This is a genomic window from Paraburkholderia sp. RL18-085-BIA-A (assembly GCF_046027075.1).
GTDB lineage: Bacteria > Pseudomonadota > Gammaproteobacteria > Burkholderiales > Burkholderiaceae > Paraburkholderia.
Genome location: NZ_JARESU010000013.1, coordinates 51,917 through 70,125, shown reverse-complemented (window position 1 = coordinate 70,125; position 18,209 = coordinate 51,917). Strand labels below are relative to the sequence as shown.

Annotated in this window: 18 protein-coding genes; 10 read left to right on the top strand and 8 right to left on the bottom strand. The window is 65.2% G+C overall.

Annotated features, from left to right (window positions below; translation table 11 throughout):
• Positions 1-122: 122 nt before the first annotated feature.
• The 3 genes from P0D89_RS12035 to P0D89_RS12025 all read left to right on the top strand — a co-directional run bounded on the left by P0D89_RS12035 (position 123) and on the right by P0D89_RS12025 (position 3,600).
• Positions 123-827 carry a TerC family protein gene (locus tag P0D89_RS12035; RefSeq protein ID WP_408356062.1) on the top strand — a complete coding sequence of 235 codons (705 nt, stop codon included), beginning with the start codon at positions 123-125 and terminating at the stop codon, positions 825-827.
• Between the two features lie 194 nt (positions 828-1,021).
• The gene (locus P0D89_RS12030) at positions 1,022-1,645 is read left to right on the top strand and encodes a pilin (protein WP_408356064.1); all 624 of its coding nucleotides are present in this window, start codon (positions 1,022-1,024) and stop codon (positions 1,643-1,645) included.
• A 170-nt stretch (positions 1,646-1,815) separates the two neighbouring features.
• A complete protein-coding gene (locus P0D89_RS12025) occupies positions 1,816-3,600 on the top strand; it encodes a PglL family O-oligosaccharyltransferase (RefSeq protein ID WP_408376622.1) in 1,785 nt (594 codons plus the stop codon).
• A 203-nt stretch (positions 3,601-3,803) separates the two neighbouring features.
• Here the strand turns inward: P0D89_RS12025 and moaC are convergent, their stop codons facing one another.
• Complete coding sequence (gene moaC / locus P0D89_RS12020; RefSeq protein ID WP_408356068.1) at positions 3,804-4,310, bottom strand: cyclic pyranopterin monophosphate synthase MoaC; 507 nt, start codon at positions 4,308-4,310, stop codon at positions 3,804-3,806.
• Positions 4,311-4,475: 165 nt separating this feature from the next.
• On the opposite strand from moaC, the gene P0D89_RS12015 reads away from it, so the two are divergent.
• A complete protein-coding gene (locus P0D89_RS12015) occupies positions 4,476-6,185 on the top strand; it encodes a M48 family metalloprotease (protein WP_408376621.1) in 1,710 nt (569 codons plus the stop codon).
• A 76-nt stretch (positions 6,186-6,261) separates the two neighbouring features.
• Here P0D89_RS12015 and P0D89_RS12010 read toward each other — a convergent pair whose 3' ends face one another.
• The 7 genes from P0D89_RS12010 to P0D89_RS11980 all read right to left on the bottom strand — a co-directional run bounded on the left by P0D89_RS12010 (position 6,262) and on the right by P0D89_RS11980 (position 11,263).
• Positions 6,262-6,834, bottom strand: coding sequence for a DUF2946 family protein (locus P0D89_RS12010; RefSeq protein WP_408356072.1), 573 nt, complete (start codon positions 6,832-6,834; stop codon positions 6,262-6,264).
• Positions 6,827-7,927, bottom strand: a complete 1,101-nt coding sequence (locus P0D89_RS12005) for a YheT family hydrolase (RefSeq protein WP_408356074.1) — start codon at positions 7,925-7,927, stop codon at positions 6,827-6,829. Before P0D89_RS12005 ends, P0D89_RS12010 begins: the two co-directional genes overlap by 8 nt.
• A gap of 56 nt (positions 7,928-7,983) precedes the next feature.
• Positions 7,984-8,430 (bottom strand): nuclear transport factor 2 family protein, encoded by a 447-nt coding sequence (locus tag P0D89_RS12000; RefSeq protein WP_408356076.1) that lies wholly within the window; start codon positions 8,428-8,430, stop codon positions 7,984-7,986.
• Positions 8,431-8,598: 168 nt separating this feature from the next.
• Positions 8,599-9,624, bottom strand: coding sequence for a lipopolysaccharide heptosyltransferase II (waaF, locus tag P0D89_RS11995; protein WP_408356078.1), 1,026 nt, complete (start codon positions 9,622-9,624; stop codon positions 8,599-8,601).
• A gap of 5 nt (positions 9,625-9,629) precedes the next feature.
• Positions 9,630-9,971, bottom strand: coding sequence for a hypothetical protein (locus P0D89_RS11990; protein WP_408356080.1), 342 nt, complete (start codon positions 9,969-9,971; stop codon positions 9,630-9,632).
• Between the two features lie 70 nt (positions 9,972-10,041).
• A complete protein-coding gene (locus tag P0D89_RS11985; RefSeq protein WP_064268765.1) occupies positions 10,042-10,236 on the bottom strand; it encodes a zinc-finger domain-containing protein in 195 nt (64 codons plus the stop codon).
• 103 nt (positions 10,237-10,339) lie between these two features.
• A complete protein-coding gene (locus tag P0D89_RS11980) occupies positions 10,340-11,263 on the bottom strand; it encodes a branched-chain amino acid transaminase (RefSeq protein ID WP_408356083.1) in 924 nt (307 codons plus the stop codon).
• A 223-nt stretch (positions 11,264-11,486) separates the two neighbouring features.
• Between P0D89_RS11980 and P0D89_RS11975 the strand changes: the two genes are divergently transcribed.
• The 6 genes from P0D89_RS11975 (at position 11,487) to P0D89_RS11950 (ending at position 18,174) form a co-directional block, all read left to right on the top strand.
• Positions 11,487-12,233, top strand: a complete 747-nt coding sequence (locus tag P0D89_RS11975) for an AzlC family ABC transporter permease (protein WP_408356085.1) — start codon at positions 11,487-11,489, stop codon at positions 12,231-12,233.
• Positions 12,230-12,553 (top strand): AzlD domain-containing protein, encoded by a 324-nt coding sequence (locus tag P0D89_RS11970; protein WP_408356087.1) that lies wholly within the window; start codon positions 12,230-12,232, stop codon positions 12,551-12,553. Before P0D89_RS11975 ends, P0D89_RS11970 begins: the two co-directional genes overlap by 4 nt.
• 268 nt (positions 12,554-12,821) lie before the next feature.
• Positions 12,822-14,015, top strand: coding sequence for a phosphoglycerate kinase (locus P0D89_RS11965; RefSeq protein ID WP_408356089.1), 1,194 nt, complete (start codon positions 12,822-12,824; stop codon positions 14,013-14,015).
• A gap of 418 nt (positions 14,016-14,433) precedes the next feature.
• The gene (gene pyk, locus P0D89_RS11960; RefSeq protein ID WP_408356091.1) at positions 14,434-15,870 is read left to right on the top strand and encodes a pyruvate kinase; all 1,437 of its coding nucleotides are present in this window, start codon (positions 14,434-14,436) and stop codon (positions 15,868-15,870) included.
• A 218-nt stretch (positions 15,871-16,088) separates the two neighbouring features.
• Positions 16,089-17,153, top strand: coding sequence for a class II fructose-bisphosphate aldolase (gene fba, locus P0D89_RS11955; RefSeq protein ID WP_408356093.1), 1,065 nt, complete (start codon positions 16,089-16,091; stop codon positions 17,151-17,153).
• A gap of 130 nt (positions 17,154-17,283) precedes the next feature.
• Complete coding sequence (locus P0D89_RS11950) at positions 17,284-18,174, top strand: phosphoribosylaminoimidazolesuccinocarboxamide synthase (RefSeq protein WP_408356095.1); 891 nt, start codon at positions 17,284-17,286, stop codon at positions 18,172-18,174.
• Positions 18,175-18,209: the final 35 nt, after the last annotated feature.

Sequence of the window (18,209 nt, the reverse complement as noted above, 5' to 3'; positions counted from 1 at the left end):
CGCGATTTTTGTTACGCTTACGAACTCCTTTCGTAAGCGAGCGGTCCCGAAAAGCGGGGGAGTTTTAGACTCCCCCGCTTTTTTATTGTCCGCGCATCGGATTTTTTCTTATTCTTTCAGTCATGCTCCATTTCTTCGCCACCCTCCATTGGGGCGCGGTCTTCCAGATCATCGTGATCGACATCCTGCTGGGTGGCGATAACGCCGTCGTGATCGCGTTGGCCTGCCGCAATCTGCCGCCCTCACAGCGCATCCGCGGCGTGCTGTGGGGCACGGCCGGCGCGATCGTGCTGCGCGTGGCGCTGATCGCGTTCGCCGTCGTGCTGCTCGATGTGCCGTTGCTGAAGTTCACAGGCGGGCTATTGCTGCTGTGGATCGGCGTGCGCCTGATGGCGCCGGCGCATGACGTACATGAGAACATCAAGCCGGCCGACAAGCTCATGGCGGCGATCAAGACCATCATCGTCGCAGACGCGGTGATGAGCCTCGACAACGTGATCGCGATTGCCGGCGCCGCCGAAGCCGCCGATCAGGAGCATCGGCTCGCGCTGGTGATTTTCGGCCTGGTGGTGAGCATTCCGCTGATCGTGTGGGGCAGTCAGATCGTTCTCAAGCTGCTCGACCGCTTTCCGATCGTCATCGTGCTCGGCGCCGGGTTGCTGGGCTGGATCGCGGGCGGCCTGATCATCAACGACCCGGCCGGCGACCGCTGGCCCATCCTCGACACGCCTGCCGCCGAATACGGGATGAGCATCGCGGGGGCGTTGTTCGTCGTGATCCTCGGGTATCTGTTGAAGCGCCGCAACGCCAATCGCGCGGCGGCGTGAGGTGCGCGACCCTGCGCCGACACACGCGCGCGTCGCCGCAGGACCGGAACGCGCCGCTGTATCGGCGCAATGGCTCGCGATGAACGCAACGTTAGCCATTCGGCTGACTGTAAGCCGAGAGCGGCGCTGGCTACGATTGAAACGCCTGTCCCCGATCCGCGGGGCAGGCGTTTTTCCGTTTCAGGAGCCTGCCGATGACCGTTACCTTGCCATATCCCCCATATTCCCATTCCACGCTTTCAGTGCGGTCCGCGTCTGGACGCGCGAGCTGGTCCGCGCGGCTCGCGCGTGTCTGCCGTCGTTTCGGCGTCGGCTTCACGCTGATCGAATTGATGATCGTGCTGGCGATCGTCGGCGTGATCGCGGCCTATGCGATTCCCGCGTATCAGGACTATCTGGCGCGCAGCCGGGTCGGTGAGGGGCTGTCGCTCGCATCGTCCGCGCGGCTCGCGGTGGCCGAAAACGCCGCGAGCGGCAATGCCTTCAGCGGTGGCTATGCGTCGCCGCCCGCCACCCGCAACGTCGAGTCGATCCGGGTCGACGACGACACCGGCCAGATCACGATCGCCTTCACCACGCGCGTCGCGCCGGCCGGTTCGAACACGCTGACACTGGTGCCGTCGGTGCCCGACAATGCGGACGCGCCGACCGCGCGCGTCGCGCTGAGCAAGGACTCGGTGCAGGCCGGCGCGATCACGTGGGAATGTTTCACCGGCGGCAAAACGGCGTCTTCGTTGCCGGCGCCGGGCGCGGGGCCCGCACCTGTCGATGCGCCCACGCTCGCGTCGAATCTGGCGCCGCCGGAATGCCGTTCGTGACCGAATGCATGATTAGCGTGTGACTAAGCGGCACAAGTGGCCACACGAGTCGCCATTCACACACACCGGGAAAGTAAAAGGCTGATTTTTGGCCTATTTCGGCCAGCCGGCGCACAGCGGAAGGAATTTTTTGTATAGTGCGCCGGTTGCTGACGCCCTCCGGTTACTCGATGCCTTCCCCATTCGCACGCTACCTGTCTCTCGTTCTGTTGGCTCTCGCTTTGGTGCTGCCTTATGCAGTCGCCAATCATACGTACCCGATTCCGACCTTCTACGCCGAATTCACCGCGCTCGCGCTTCATCTGCTGACCGGCGCGGGTGTCGTGCTGCTGATGGCGACCGCGAAGCCGCGCATCACGTTCGCATCGCCGACGGTTGCGCTGGTGCCGCTGCTGTTTGGCGTGGTGCTGGTCGCGCAATCGGTGCTACTGCCCGTCGCGGAGCCGTCGATGAACTGGCTCGGCGGTGGTTTCCTGCTGGCGGCATGGATGGCGACGCATGCCGGCTACGGCTTCGCGCGCGCCAAGCTCGACGAAACCGCGTTGCGCTGGGCGGCGGGGGCGCTGATCGTCGGCGGTCTGTTTGCGGTGTTCAGCCAGGTGATCCAGCTCTTCCACCTGGAGACGCGTGTCTCGCCGTTCGTCGTCGCGTATAACGTGACGGTCGAGCGCCGGCCGTTCGGCAACATGGCGCAGGCGAACCACCTCGCCACCTACATCGCGTTCGCGATGGCGGGCGCGTTGTTCCTCGTTCAGACACGGCGGCTCGCCGTCGGCATCTGGCTGCTCATCTCGACGATCTTCGCGGTCGGGCTGGCGTTGACCGTGTCGCGCGGTCCGTGGCTGCAAATGGGGGTGATCGTCGTCGCGGGTTTCTGGATGGCGTTCGCGCAGACTCGCAACGAACCGCTGCTTCGCCGCAGCAACCGCGAATGGGTCATCCCGATCGCGTTGGCCGTGCTGTTCTTCGTGGTCAATGCGCTGATCCGCTGGGCCAATGTGCACTATCACCTCGAGCTTGCACAATCGGCGGCCGAGCGCTTCAAGGACGCGGGCCAGATCGCGCCGCGCCTCGCGTTGTGGAAGTACGGCTGGACGATGTTCAAAACGCATCCGCTGCTGGGCGTCGGCTGGGGCGAATTTCCGAGCTACCAGTTTGAGCTGGTGAAGACGCTCGGCGGTGTCGAGATCGCCAACAATTCGCACGACATCTTCATCGACCTGCTCGCGAAGACCGGTCTGATCGGCATTGCGATCGTGCTCATCGGGCTGGTCGCGTGGCTCGTGCGTGTGGTGCGCGCCCCGCAAAGCGCCGGGCGCGTGTTCGGCATCGCGTTGATCGGCGTGCTGACGATGCACGCGCTGGTCGAGTATCCGCAGCAGTACATGTTCTTCCTGTTGCCGGCGATGTTCGTGTTCGGCTTGCTGGAAACGCGGCCGTTGCGTCTCGTGCCTGGGCGACTGTCGTTCGGCGCGTTTGCGGTGGTGGTGTTTGGCGGGCTGGCTGCGCTGTATCCGGTGTATCGCGATTACGCGCGCGCCGAGGTGCTGTACTACGGCTCGCGGCCTGCCGAGCAATACACGGCGAATCCGTCGTTCCTGTTCCAGGCCTGGGGCGAATACGGTCTAGCGACACTGCAGCCGATGAACTCGATGGACCTGCAGCACAAGCTCGCGATCCACAAGCAGGCTATCGCGCTGCTGCCGGGCGAAACCGTGTTGCGCCGCTATGCGGTGTTGCAGGCGCTGAGCGGGGACACGGCGGCGGCGCTCGACACCGTCGAGCGCCTGAGGATTTTTGCGGAGGAGTTGAAGGACTGGCCGTCGCAGTTGAGCTATCTGTATGAACTGACCGATGAGCAGAAGTCGCTGGCCGGCTTCAAGGCGGAACTGGTCAAGCGCTATGGCCTCCCGGGGTCCGACGTGAACCAGGACGACGACACCGACGAAGACTGATTGACGCCCGCGGCGCGCCATGCTTCCCGAAGAGCCGGCTGACTACAGGAACGCGATCGTTGCACCGGCGATGCGCACTAACGAACCGATGATCCAGGCCTTCAGGATCGCCGCTATTGTCGAGTGCACCGCGACGCGCCCGAAACCGGCGGCCATCGGGAAGCTCGACCACCGTGTCGTACTATGGAGAGGCGCTTATCGTGTCAGTCTTGCGCGGGCTTGCCGAGCCCCGCCTGATCAGCCACCCAATCGCCCGACTTCCCTCCGTGCTTCTCCAGCACCTTCACATCGGTGATCGTCATCCCCCGATCCACCGCCTTGCACATGTCGTACACCGTCAGCAGTCCGACCTGCACGGCGGTCAGCGCTTCCATCTCCACACCCGTTCGGCCGAGCGTTTCGACCTGAACCGTGCAGTGCACGCCGGGCAGCCTCTCGTCGAGTTCGAAATCCACTTTGACGCGCGTCAGCGCGAGCGGATGACAGAGCGGGATCAGATCGGCGGTGCGCTTCGAACCTTGAATCGCCGCAATGCGCGCGATGCCGATCACATCGCCCTTTTTGGCGTTACCGTCGCGGATCAGCGCGAAGGTATCCGGCAGCATGCGGATCGAACCGCGCGCGACGGCGATGCGCTTGGTCTCCTTCTTGCCGCCGACGTCTACCATATGCGCCTGGCCGGCGGCGTCGAAATGAGTGAGTTCAGGCATGTTGGGCTCCTTCAGAGGGGGCCTATCATAGCAGTGCGATCGCAATGCAATAACAGCGCGGCGCGGCCATCCGATTCGCCGCGGCGACTGATTACAATTGACCTGTGCCCGCTAGCTTAGTCCGAGCGGCGGGCGTCGCTTTCCGACTTCGCCACCGACCTCGCGATGCGTCCGAAACGGTTTCTTGCTGCGTTGTTGTCTGTCGCGCTCGCCGCGCCGCCGGGCGCGTTCGCGCAATCGCATGCCGGCGCAAGCGTCGCGCTCAATATGCAGCCGGCCGAGTCGCCACTGGTCAGCGGGCCGTCCGACGCCTATGCCGACCCGGTCGTGCCGCCCGACATCGCGCAAGGCGTGTTCGGCGTGTATGGCGGCGCGCAGAACCACCTGTCCGGCCGCGCCGGTGTGAACAGCGACTGGCGCACGCCGATCGTCACCCAGCAGTTGCCCGACCTCGGCAACGGCGGTTCGGGTTCGCTGACGCCGCAAGCCGAGCGCAAGCTCGGCGAGCGCGTGATGCGCGCAGTGCGCCGCGACCCCGACTATCTCGACGACTGGCTGGTGCGCGACTATCTGAACTCGGTGTCCGCCAAGCTCGCCGCGGCGGCGAGCGCGCTGTACATCGGCGGCTATCGGCCGGACTTCGAACTGTTCGCGGTGCGCGACGCGCAGATTAACGCATTCTCGTTGCCGGGTGGCTTCATCGGCGTGAACACCGGTTTGATCGCGGCGACGCAGACCGAGTCCGAGCTGGCGTCGGTGCTCGGGCACGAAATGGGCCACGTGCTGCAACGGCACATCTCGCGGATGATCTCGGCCAGTGAGACCAGCACCTATGCCGCGCTCGCCGGTTTGTTGTTCGGCGTGCTGGCGGGCGTGCTCGCACATAGCGGCGACCTGGGCAGCGCGATTGCGATCGGCGGCCAGGCTTACGCGGTCGACAATCAGTTGCGCTTTTCGCGTTCGGCCGAGCACGAAGCGGATCGCGTCGGCTTTCTGCTGCTGGCCGGCGCGGGCTATGACCCGTACGCGATGGCGACCTTCTTCGGCCGGCTCGACCGCGCGGCGATGAGCGACACGGGCGTCCCGGCCTACGCGCGCACGCACCCGCTGACCGGCGAACGGATCGCCGACATGGAGGACCGCGCGCGCCGCGCGCCGTACCGGCAGCCGCATCAGGCGCCCGAATATGGCTTCGTGCGCGCGCGGGCGCGTTTGCTGCAAGACCGCTCGCGCAGCGAATACGCGGATGAGATTTCGCGCTTGCGCTCCGAAATCGACGATCGCACGGCGATCAACGTCGCGGCGAACTGGTACGGGATCGCGTATGGTCAGCTGCTGCTCGAACGTTACGACGATGCGGCGGCGTCGCTCGCGACTTCGCGCGCGGCGTTCGCGACCGGCGAGCGTACCGGGGGCGCGCCCGCGCGCAGCTCGCCGAGCCTCGACGTGCTCGCCGCCGACATCGCACGGCGCGCGGGGCGCAACGACGAAGCCGCGCGGCTCGCGGAGTTCGCGCAGCAGCGCTGGCCGCAGTCGAATGCGGCAATCGACATGCACATCCGCACCTTGCTCACCTTGCGGCGTTTCGCCGATGCGCAGGCGCTCGCGCAGAGGGAGACGCGCGCTCACCCGGATCAGCCGGCCTGGTGGCTGTATCTCGCGCAGGCAAGCGCGGGCAGCGGCGATGCGCTGACGCAGCATCGGGCGATGGCCGAAAAGTTCGCGCTGGAAGGGGCGTGGCCGTCGGCAATCCGGCAACTGAAGGACGCGCGCAATCTGAAGACGATCGGCTATTACGATCTCGCGACCGTCGATGCGCGCTTGCACGAAATGGAGAACCGCTACAAGGAGGAGCGGCTCGACGAGAAGGGTTAGCGCCAGGGCCGCGCTCGGCTGGCCGGGCGAGATGGGTGGTCGCGCCGAGGCCGAGCGCCGCGCACGCGACAGAGTCCTAGACGTTCGCGGCCGGACTCGGCACGAAACCGAAGCGGGCGGCAACTTCGGCGCGCCGCATCGGTTGCAGCGGCAATACTCGCTGATTGTTCCAGTGGAAGTCGCCCGTCATCGAGTCGTCGCCGAGCGTCGCATGATCGGAGAAGACCTGCAGATCGTGGTCGTGCAGGACAGCGACTCTCGCATGCGCCGAGTTGTCGGCAAACAGAATCCCGCCTTCTTCATCGACAAACACCGCAGCGGGCTCGTAAGCGCCGCCGGCTTGGTCCTGCAGCGCGAGCGCGCCATCGGCGCCGGCCGACAGTCGCACCACCCACGGCGTATAACCCAGTTCGACATACACCCGCTGCGGGCCGTTCTGGAAAAACCACTGGCCGCGTTCGTCGGCGTCGTAGTTCCGGTTGATGAAGCCGAGCAGCGCCTCATGCCGGATCGGCTCGCCCGGCGCACCGCTCGCCTGGGCGGCTTCGTCGCGCATGCGCCAGTTGCCGCGCCGGTCCAGCATCAGCCAGCCGGTGCAACTCGGAACGTTCGGCCACTTGGCCAGAGCCTGCCTGACAAGGTCATCCATGATCGACGTGTCGCTCCAGGTAGCCGAACACGCGCCGCGACAGCCAGTCGATGCGGCCCGGAAACGGCCCGGTCATGAAGCCGGCGTGGCCGCCGTGCCTCGGTTGGTCGAGCTCCACCGCCGCCGACACTTCGCGCCGCGACGGCAACGCCTCGGCCGGCAGGAACGGGTCGTTGCGCGCGTTCAGGACCAGCGTCGGCACCTGAATGTGCGGCAGGAGCGGGCGCGTGGTCGCCGTGCTCCAATACTCATCGGTATTGCGAAAGCCGTGCAGCGGCGCGGTCACCACGTTGTCGAACTCGTACATCGTGCGGCTCGCCAGCATCGCGTCGCGGTCGAACAGGCCTGGGAATTGGACCAGTTTCTGCCCGGCCTTCTGCTTGAGCGTCTTCAGGAAACTGCGCGTGTAGACGAGGCCGAAGCCCCGCGACAACGCGCGACCGCCTGCATGCACGTCGATCGGCGTCGAAATCGCGGCGGCCGCCGCGACCACCGACGCCGCTTCGTCGCGTCGCTCGCCGAGCCAGCGCAGCAGCACATTACCACCGAGCGACACGCCTGCCGCGACGACCGGCCCACGATGCGCGGCGCGCAAGCGGCGCAGCACCCAATCGACTTCGTTGCTGTCGGCGAGGTGATAAAAGCGCGGCAAGCGGTTCAGCGTGCCGCTGCAACTGCGAAAGTGCGGCACGACGCCGTGCCAGCCATAGTCGCGCGCGGCCGCCATCAAGCTGGCCGCGTAGTGCGACGAGGAACTGCCTTCGAGCCCGTGAAACAGCACGAAGAGCGGAGCATCGGCGGCGGGAATTTGCGGCGCGGCGGCAGGTGCGAGGGACGACGTTGAGGACTGGCCGTCATGCACGACCCAGTCGAGATCGATGAAGTCGCCGTCCGGCGTGTCCCAGCGCTCGCGCCGAAACGACACCGCCGGGCGGCGCGCGAACAGCGACGGCACGATGGTTTGCACGTGCCGGTTCGGCAGCCAGAGCGGGGCGCGGTAGAGCAGTTCGACGGTGGCCTCGACGGCGGCCTCAACGGCGGCCGCGGCGCGGGCCGAGCCTGAGGAAGCGGGTTTATCGTGCGTCGAACTCATGCAGGCGTTGGAGCGAAAAGTAAAACGCGAACCTGAATCTGAGCTCAAGCCGCGCGTCAGTGCAGCGAGCCCTGGCCATGCCGCATCTTGGTGGCGAACTGGCTGGCGGCCTCGTTCGGCATTGGGCTCGCGTGAATGTGCGCGATGCGCCACTCGCCGCGTTCGTGGACCATCACGTAAGTGGTGAAGACCATCGCGGGCGTGGCGGTGGGGTCGGCCGGACGATGCGCTTCGGCAATCGCGTAGACGACCGTGCCGAGACTGTCGTACACGCGGATGTCGAGCGGCTCGATCGACACGGGCGCGGCGTCGAGCTGGATCTGCAAGCCCGCGCGAATGCTGTCGAGGCCGTGCAGGTGCGAGCCGTCGGCGCAGATGCAGCTGACGAACTCTTCATCGATCCACAGGCCCATCAAGCTGTCGATATTGACCTCCGCGACGGCCTGATAGTAGGCGCTCAGGGTATCGGCGGCGGCTTCGAAGATATGGGCAAAACGTGGCATGGCTCGTCAGTCTCTTGTGCGCGGCGCGCGGTTGCGCGACAGCGGTCAGCGGGGCGGTCCGGAGCACCGGACCGTCGCACCCAAGCGCCAGAATGCCCGCGCCGCAAGGCGCGAACGTGACGCGACGCGCTCAGGGGCGTGCGGTGTTGCGTGCAAGTGTCGGTGGGTTCAGCGTTGCGTCAGCAACATGCCGCGCAAATCGCTGAATACCTGCTCGGCGCTCAACTGCTTCAGGCAATTCAGATGACCGAGCGGACACTCGCGCTCAAAACAGGGGCTGCATTCGAGATGAAGCCATTGTACCTTCGCAAGCTCCGACAAGGGCGGCGTGTGGCGTGGATCGGTCGAACCGTACACGGCCACCAGCGGCCGGCGCAGCGCGGCGGCCACGTGCATCAGGCCGGAGTCGTTGGTGACGACCGCGTTGGCCCGCGAGATCAGCGCGCAAGCCTCGCCCAGCGCGGTCTGGCCGCACAGGTTGCGCACGTTCGGCGCTTTCTCGGCGATCGCCTGTGCAAGCGGGGCGTCTTTCGGCGAACCGAGCGCGACGATCTGCGTGTACGGGAACGACTGGCCGACCATCTGCGCGAGCGCCGCGAAGTGCTCGGGCGGCCAGCGCTTGGCCGGGCCGTACTCGGCGCCCGGGCAGAACACCAGCAGCGGCACTCGCGTATCCAGATTGAAGCGCGCCGACACGCGCGACGCTTCGTTCAGGTCCGTGTCGAGGCGCGGCATCGGCAGGTCGTCGGGGAGCTTGGCGCCGGGCGCGTAGGCGAGGGCGGCGTACTGGCCGACCATCGGCGGACGCTCGTCCTTGCGCGGATTCGCGTGACGCACGTTCAGCAGGCCGTAGCGGCTCTCGCCGGTATAGCCGATGCGCAACGGAATGCCGGCCATCCACGGAATCAGCGCCGATTTGAGCGAGTTCGGCAGTACATACGCCGCGTCATAGCCGACGTCACGCAGATCGCTCGCCAGCTGCCAGCGACGCAGCATTTGCAGCTTGCCGTGCGCGAGGTCGGTAGCGTAGACGTCGCGGATTTCCGGCATGCGTTCGAGCACGGGCGCGACCCACGAGGGCGCGACCGCGTCGATGGCGATGCGCGGATGCAATTTCACGAGGCGCGCAAACAGCGGCTGCGCCATCAATGCGTCACCGATCCAGTTCGGTGCGATAACTAACGCGCGACGCATCAGATTCAGTGTCCGGTGTCGAAATGAAACGCCGCGCGCGCAATGCGCGTGGCATTCGGATTGGTGAAAGTGGAAAAGCCGCCAACCGTGTGGCGCGCTTCCGGCGTGGCCGGAGGCGTCGCGGTGGCGGCCCTGCTGCGGCGCGTTTGCGCTTGCGTGCGTATTGGCGTTGATGTTGTGCGCGCGTGCTGTGCAACCGGGGCAGGCTCGCCGGACAACGAAGCGGCGAGCGAAATCTTCAGCCAGTCAGTCAGCACTACAAAGCAGGCAGCGAAACGGGTGACCGTGCGGATCACCGGGCCGCCATCGAACCCGACGACACGGAGCGCACAAAAACCCGCGTCCACCCAACCCCACCAACCCGCGCACGACACCACACACAAGCGCCGCAAGCAACCAGCGCTCAGTGCGTCTTGATCAATGCCCCTTGACCACTTCGCCGTCGCGCAGCTTGTAGCGCGTGCTGCAATACGGGCAACGCGCCTCGCCGTGCGTGACATCGATAAAGACGCGCGGATGCGCGCTCCAGCGCGGCATGGCCGGGTTCGGGCAGTAAGCCGGCAGGTCTTTTGCCGACAGTTCGACCAGCGGCATTTCCTTGATTTCGCTCATGGGACTTTCTCGTTGTATGCAGGGTGCGGGCGTTGCGCCGGTAATGCGCGGACCGGCAAGAGCCAAAAGGTCAGCCTGGGCCAGCCTGCCGGCGCAGCGCGCGTTAAATCTTGGTCAGCCAGTGCGCGTACTTGTCGCTCTTGCCGTTCACCACGTCGAAGAACGCCGACTGCAGCTTCTCGGTGATCGGGCCGCGTGCGCCCGCGCCGATCGTGCGGTTGTCGAGTTCGCGGATCGGCGTGACTTCGGCGGCGGTGCCGGTGAAGAACGCTTCGTCGCAGGTGTAGACCTCGTCGCGCGTGATGCGCTTTTCGATCACCGGGATGCCCGCGTCGCGCGCCAGCGTGATGACCGTGTCGCGCGTGATGCCGTCGAGGCACGACGACAGGTCCGGCGTGTACAGCTTGCCGTTGTTGACGAGGAAGAAGTTCTCGCCCGAACCTTCCGACACATAGCCGTCGACGTCGAGCAGCAGCGCTTCGTCGTAGCCGTCGGCGATCGCTTCCTGGTTTGCGAGGATCGAGTTCACGTACCAGCCCGACGCCTTCGCGCGGACCATCGACACGTTCACGTGATGGCGCGTGAACGACGAGGTCTTCACGCGGATGCCCTTGGCGATGCCGTCTTCACCGAGGTAAGCGCCCCACGGCCACGCGGCGATGGCGACGTGGATCGTGTTGCCCTTGGCCGACACGCCGAGCTTTTCCGAACCGACCCAGATGATCGGGCGCAGGTAGCAGGACTCGAGCTTGTTTTCGCGGACCACTTCGCGCTGCGCGGCAGCGAGTGTTTCGTGGTCGAACGGCACGTCCATCTGGAAGATCTTGGCCGAGTTCAGGAGACGCTTGGTGTGCTCCTGCAGACGGAAAATCGCGGTGCCGCCGTCGGCCGTCTTGTAGGCGCGCACGCCTTCGAAAACGCCCATGCCGTAATGCAGCGTGTGGGTGAGCACGTGGATCTTGGCATCGCGCCAGTCGATGAGCTTGCCATCCATCCAGATCTTGCCGTCACGGTCGGCCATTGACATACGATTCTCCAGCAGGTGCGTTGTGAGGTGCGACTACGCGCGTCAGGCGCAGCCAAGAGCAATATTTTAGCGTCTTTTGCACACGGAACGGGCATTTGGCCGCATTCCGGACGCTATAATCCGGCACACGCCTAATTCAAATCCGGATGCGCCAGCGGGTGCCTGACGACCTGGCGCCGACTTCCCTTCATTGCGGCGCATTTGCGCCTGCCCGTTTCGCCTCATGCTCGCTCGTCTGTCAGATACCGATCGCCGCGCCTTCCGTGAGGGCGCGCGCGACTACTCACCCACGCTGATGGCGATTTTCTCGTGGGGGCTCGTCACCGGTATCGCGATGAGCAAATCCGTGCTCACGCTGCCGCAGGCGCTCACCATGTCGCTGCTGTGCTACGCCGGCTCGTCGCAGCTGGCGGTGCTGCCGCTGCTCGCCGCCAAGCTGCCGATCTGGACCGTGCTGCTCACGGCGGCCATGGTCAATACGCGTTTCGTGATTTTCAGCGTCGGGCTGGCGCCGCATTTCTCCTATCTGTCGATGTGGCGGCGCATCGTGCTGGGCTACTTCAATGGCGACGTGATCTATCTGCTGTTCCAGAAGAAGAGTTTCCCGACCGGCTACGTGCCGGGCAAGGAGCCGTACTACTGGGGCATGGCGGTGTCGAGCTGGCTGTCGTGGCAGGTGTCGTCGATTGCCGGCATCCTGCTGGCGAGCCTGATTCCCGACAACTGGGGACTCGCGCTGGCCGGCACGCTGGCGTTGCTGCCCATCATGGTGGCGGCGATCGCGACGCGCTCCACGCTGGTGGCCGTCAGCATCGCCGGGGTCGTGTCGCTGCTCGCTTTCGATCTGCCTTACCGGCTCGCGCTGCCGCTCGCAGTGATCGCGGCGATCATCGCGGGCAGCGCCGCCGACCTGATGGTCGAGCGCGCCGACTTGCGCCGCATCCGCAACAGCGCCGGAGACTCCCCATGACATCCACGCAGATCTGGCTGGCCATTTTCGGCATGACCTTCGTCACGGCGCTGACCCGCGCGATGTTTCTGATCGGCGGGGAGCGCACGGTTTTGCCGGGACGCGTGCAGCGGATGCTGCGCTATGCGCCGGCCGCGGCGCTCGCCGCCGTGGTGCTGCCCGACGTGCTGACCACGCCGGAAGGGCTGTCGTTCGCGTCGACCAACCACGAGCTTTACGCGACGCTGTCCGGTCTCGCATGGTTTTTGTGGCGCCGCACCATGCTCGGCACGATTGTCACTGGGATGGTCGTATTCACGTTGTTGCGCCTCTTCGTGTGATAGGGTCAGCAACCGATGCTGCGTTGCGCCATGAGTGGCGCATCGCAAATACGGGGCATTCGCCCAACTGCGGGTCAGCAGGCAGTGTGGATCAGTTAAAATGCCAGCTTCCGGGTCGAGCGCGCCGCTGCTGGGCGCGAGCCACGGCGCTGCCGCCGGCGCCCGCTCACGTGGAGCCGCTGTCGTGCCGAAGCGCAGGAAATTTGCCGAGCATGAAGCCCACGCGCCGTCCGCCACCGCCTTCTCATCAACTCGCACACAAACGCCCATGAACAAGGTATTGCGTCTCTCCGATCTGATCGCCGAAGGCAAGCTGTCCGGCAAACGCGTGTTCATCCGCGCCGATCTGAACGTGCCGCAGGACGATCAAGGCAACATCACCGAAGACACCCGCATCCGTGCCTCGGTGCCGGCTATCAAGGCGTCACTCGACGCAGGCGCCGCCGTGATGGTCACGTCGCACCTGGGCCGCCCCACCGAGGGCGACTTCAAGCCGGAAGACTCGCTCGCGCCGGTCGCGAAGCGTCTGGCCGAATTGCTCGGCCGCGACGTGCCGCTGGTCGCTAACTGGGTCGAAAACGGCGTGAACGTCGCGCCGGGCTCGGTCGTGTTGCTCGAAAACTGCCGCGTCAACAAGGGCGAAAAGAAAGATTCCGACGAGCTTGCGCAGAAAATGGCGAAGCTCTGCGACATCTACGTGAATGACGCGTTCGGCACCGCGCACCGCGCCGAAGCGACCACCCACGGCATCGCCAAATATGCGCCAGTCGCCTGCGCGGGTCCGCTGCTGGCGGCTGAGCTCGAAGCGCTCGGCCAGGCGCTGGGCGCGCCGAAGCGTCCGCTGGTGGCGATCGTCGCCGGCTCGAAGGTGTCGACCAAGCTGACCATCCTGAAGTCGCTGGCCGACAAGGTCGATCAGCTGATCGTCGGCGGCGGCATCGCCAATACGTTCATGCTGGCCGCCGGCCTGAAGATCGGCAAGTCGCTCGCCGAAGCCGATCTGGTCGACGCAGCCAAGGCTATCATCGACGCGGCCAAAGCTCGCGGCGCCTCGGTGCCGATCCCGACCGACGTGGTCACGGCCAAGGAGTTTTCGCCGACCGCCAAGGCCGAAGTGAAGGCCGTCGCGGACGTGCAAGACGACGACATGATCCTCGACATCGGACCGGACACCGCCAAGGCGCTCGCCGCGCAACTGGAAAAGGCCGGCACGATCGTGTGGAATGGCCCGGTCGGCGTGTTCGAATTCGACCAGTTCGGCAACGGCACGAAGACGCTGGCGGACGCAATCGCCAGGTCCTCGGCGTTCTCGATTGCAGGCGGCGGCGACACGCTCGCGGCGATCGCCAAGTACGGCATCCACGACAAAGTCAGCTACATCTCCACGGGCGGCGGCGCCTTCCTCGAGTTTCTCGAGGGCAAGAAGCTGCCGGCGGTCGAAGTCCTGGAATCGCGGGCTTAACGTGGCGACGCGCTCTCCAACGGCAAAGTCTGCAAAGGCGCGCGGCGGCAAGTCGCCGCGCAGTACCGAAGCAGCGACGGCAGGAGAGCGCGCAGCTCGCTCTGCCGCCGCTCCGGCGGCGTCCGTCGAAATAGAAGAATCCGGCGCGCCTCTAGCGCTCGCGGAGTTGACCACTGCCACTGTCGACGAACCGGCGGACCTGTCCGCCGCTCAGGCCTCACCGTCGCAGGCAGAACTCCCGGACGAAGAGACCGTCTCCCCGCCGGCACCCCCCGTGCTGGTCTCGAACACCGCTTCACACTACAAAGCGACGCTGGTCTCAACCGGCGCGCAGCCCCTGGCAGCATCTTTCGGTGCGCAGCCTCCGCATCCGACTCGCAGCGCTCTTTCCAGCGATCCTATCCAGACGAGGAGACTCATGCATCGCGCCACCAAGATTGTCGCTACCATCGGACCGGCTTCCAACACGCCGGAAATCCTGCTGCAAATGATTCAGGCGGGGTTGGATGTGGTGCGGCTCAATTTCTCGCACGGCACCGCCGACGACCACCGCCAGCGCGCCGAATTCGTGCGCGAGGCGGCCCGCCAGGCCGGCCGCGAAGTCGCCATCATGGCGGACCTGCAGGGCCCGAAGATCCGGGTCGGCAAATTTGAAAACGGCAAGGTCATGCTGGTTGCCGGCGAGCCGTTCGTGCTCGACGCCGACTGCGAACTCGGCAACGAGCAGCGCGCCGGTCTCGACTACAAGGACCTGCCGCGCGACCTGAAGCCGGGCGACGTGCTGTTGCTCAACGACGGCCTGATCGTGCTGAACGTGCAGCGCGTGATCGGCAACGAAATCCACACGGTCGTGAAGATCGGCGGCGAGCTCTCGAACAACAAGGGCATCAACCGCCAGGGCGGCGGCCTGACCGCGCCCGCGCTCACCGCGAAAGACATGGAGGACATCCGCACGGCGATGTCGCTCGGCGTCGATTACGTCGCGGTGTCGTTTCCGAAGAACGCCACCGACATGGAAATGGCCCGCCAGCTGGCGAACATCGCCGGCGCGCCGTTCGGCATCAAGCCGAAGATGATCGCCAAGATCGAGCGCGCGGAAGCGATTCCGGCGCTGCAAGGCATTCTCGACTCGTCGGACGGCATCATGGTTGCGCGCGGCGACTTGGCCGTGGAAGTGGGCAATGCCGCAGTTCCCGCGCTGCAAAAGCGGATGATTCGTATGGCGCGCGAATCGAACAAGTTCGTGATTACCGCGACCCAGATGATGGAGTCGATGGTCTACGCGCCGGTGCCGACCCGCGCCGAAGTGTCGGACGTCGCCAACGCGGTGCTCGACGGCACGGACGCGGTGATGCTGTCGGCGGAATCGGCGGCGGGCAAGTACCCGGTGCAGACCATCGAAACGATGGCGGCGATCTGTCTCGAAGCCGAGAAGTCGGAACAGTCGGAGCTGGACCGCGATTTCCTCGACCGCACGTTCACCCGGATCGACCAGTCGATCGCGATGGGCGCGCTCTTCACGGCCTATCACCTGGGCGCGAAGGCGATCGTGGCATTGACCGAGTCCGGCTCGACCGCGCTGTGGATGTCGCGCCACTGGACCCACGTGCCGATCTTCGCGCTCACGCCGCGGGTCGGCAGCGAACGGGCGATGGCGCTGTACCGCAACGTGACCTCGCTGCATCTGGACACCAACACCGACCGCGACACCGCGTTGCAGCAGGCGTTGGAAACGGTGGTCAGCAAGGGTTACGCGTCGCGCGGCGATATGGTGGTGCTGACCGTCGGCGAGCCGATGGGGCAGGCCGGCGGCACCAATACGTTGAAAATCGTGCGGGTCGGCGAACCGTACTGATCGGGTTGGAGACCGCCCGATCGGCACAGGCTGGATTGAGCGAAGCAGGCTGGCATGCCCCGCGAGAGGCGGCGCACCGTCTTCAGTCGCGCTTGGAGCGGACAGGACCGCTCGGCGCTTTAAGGATCGTGCGACAGGGTATGCGGCTTGCTTCGCGATAAAATCGCCCAAAAGATGCCGACGGCACAAGAATTCGTTTCAATCTAAGGAGTTACAGCATGCCTCTCGTATCAATGCGTCAACTGCTGGACCACGCCGCTGAAAACGGCTACGGCCTTCCGGCATTCAACGTGAACAATCTGGAGCAGGTGCAGGCGATCATGGCGGCGGCCGACAAGGTCAACGCCCCGGTCATCATGCAGGCTTCCGCCGGCGCGCGTAAATACGCAGGCGAGCCGTTCCTGCGCCACCTGATCGAAGCGGCAGTCGAGTCGTATCCGCATATTCCGGTCGTGATGCACCAGGACCACGGGCAGTCGCCGGCGGTCTGCATGGCGGCGATCCGCAGCGGCTTCACCAGCGTGATGATGGACGGCTCGCTCGAAGCCGACGGCAAGAGCGTCGCGTCGTATGAGTACAACGTCGACGTGTCGCGCAAGGTCGTGGAAGCGGCGCATTCGATCGGTATCACGGTGGAAGCGGAACTGGGCGTGCTCGGCTCGCTGGAAACCATGAAGGGCGACAAGGAAGACGGTCACGGCGCGGAAGGCACGATGACCCGCGAGCAGCTGCTGACCGATCCGGAGCAGGCCGCTGACTTCGTCAAGCTGACGCAGTGCGACGCATTGGCGATCGCGATCGGCACGTCGCACGGCGCGTACAAGTTCAGCAAGAAGCCTACGGGCGACATTCTGTCGATCCAGCGCATCAAGGAAATCCACCAGCGGATTCCGAACACCCACCTGGTGATGCACGGCTCGTCGTCGGTGCCGCAGGAGCTGCTCGCGGAAATCCGCGAATTCGGCGGCGACATGAAGGAAACCTACGGCGTACCGGTCGAGGAAATCCAGGAAGGCATCCGCAACGGCGTGCGCAAGGTCAACATCGACACCGACCTGCGTCTGGCGATCACCGGCGCGATCCGCCGCTACATGGCGACCAATCCGGGCAAGTTCGATCCGCGCGATTACCTGAAGCCGGCGCGCGAAGCGGCGATGAAGATCTGTATCGACCGTTACACGCAATTCGGCTGCGAAGGCCAGGCCGGCAAGATCAAGCCGGTTTCCCTTGATAAAATCGCGGAGAAGTACAAATCGGGCGAGCTTGCGCAAGTCGTCCGTTAAGCTATAACTGCTCTGCACCTCGCCGTTTGGCCAGGTTGTCGTTAGATCGCCGTTCCCGCATCATCCGGGGAACGGCGTTTCCCTTTTGTTCCGGTCACACTTTTTGCCTCATTTTTAGCGAACCACGACGATGTCTACCCTTTACGAATCCACGCTCCGCTCGCTGCCGCTGCTCGGCCGCGGTAAAGTCCGCGACAACTATGCGGTGGGCAACGACCAGTTGCTGATCGTCACGACCGACCGTCTGTCGGCGTTCGACGTCATCATGGGCGAGCCGATTCCGAACAAGGGCCGCGTGCTCAACGAGATGGCGAACTTCTGGTTCGAGAAACTGAAGCATGTGGTGCCGAACCACCTGACGGGCGTCGCGCCCGAGTCCGTCGTCGCGGCGGACGAAGTCGAGCAGGTCAAGGGCCGCGCGGTGGTCGTCAAGCGCCTCGAGCCGATCCTCGTCGAAGCGGTGGTGCGCGGCTATCTGGCCGGCAGCGGCTGGAAAGACTACCAGGCAACCGGCGCTGTGTGCGGCGTGCAATTGCCGGCGGGTTTGCAAAACGCGCAGAAGCTGCCCGAACCGATCTTCACGCCGGCGGCCAAAGCCGAAATGGGCCACCACGACGAAAACATTACCTACGACGAGATGGAACGCCGCATCGGCACCGAACTGTCGGCCACGATCCGCGACATCTCGATCAAGTTGTACAAGGAAGCCGCTGAATACGCGGCGACGCGCGGCATCATCATCGCGGACACGAAGTTCGAATTCGGCTTGGACAACCACGGCAAGCTGTACCTGATGGACGAGGCATTGACCGCGGATTCGTCGCGCTTCTGGCCGGCCGATCAATACCAGGTCGGCACCAACCCGCCCTCGTTCGACAAACAATTCGTGCGCGACTGGCTCGAAACCCAGCCGTGGAAGAAAGAGCCGCCGGCGCCGAAGCTGCCGGACGACGTGGTCACGAAGACGGGCGAGAAGTATCAGGAAGCGCTCGAACGCCTGACCGGACACAAGCTCGCCTGATCGCTCGCGCCGTTCGGGAAACAAGGAAGCCGTAA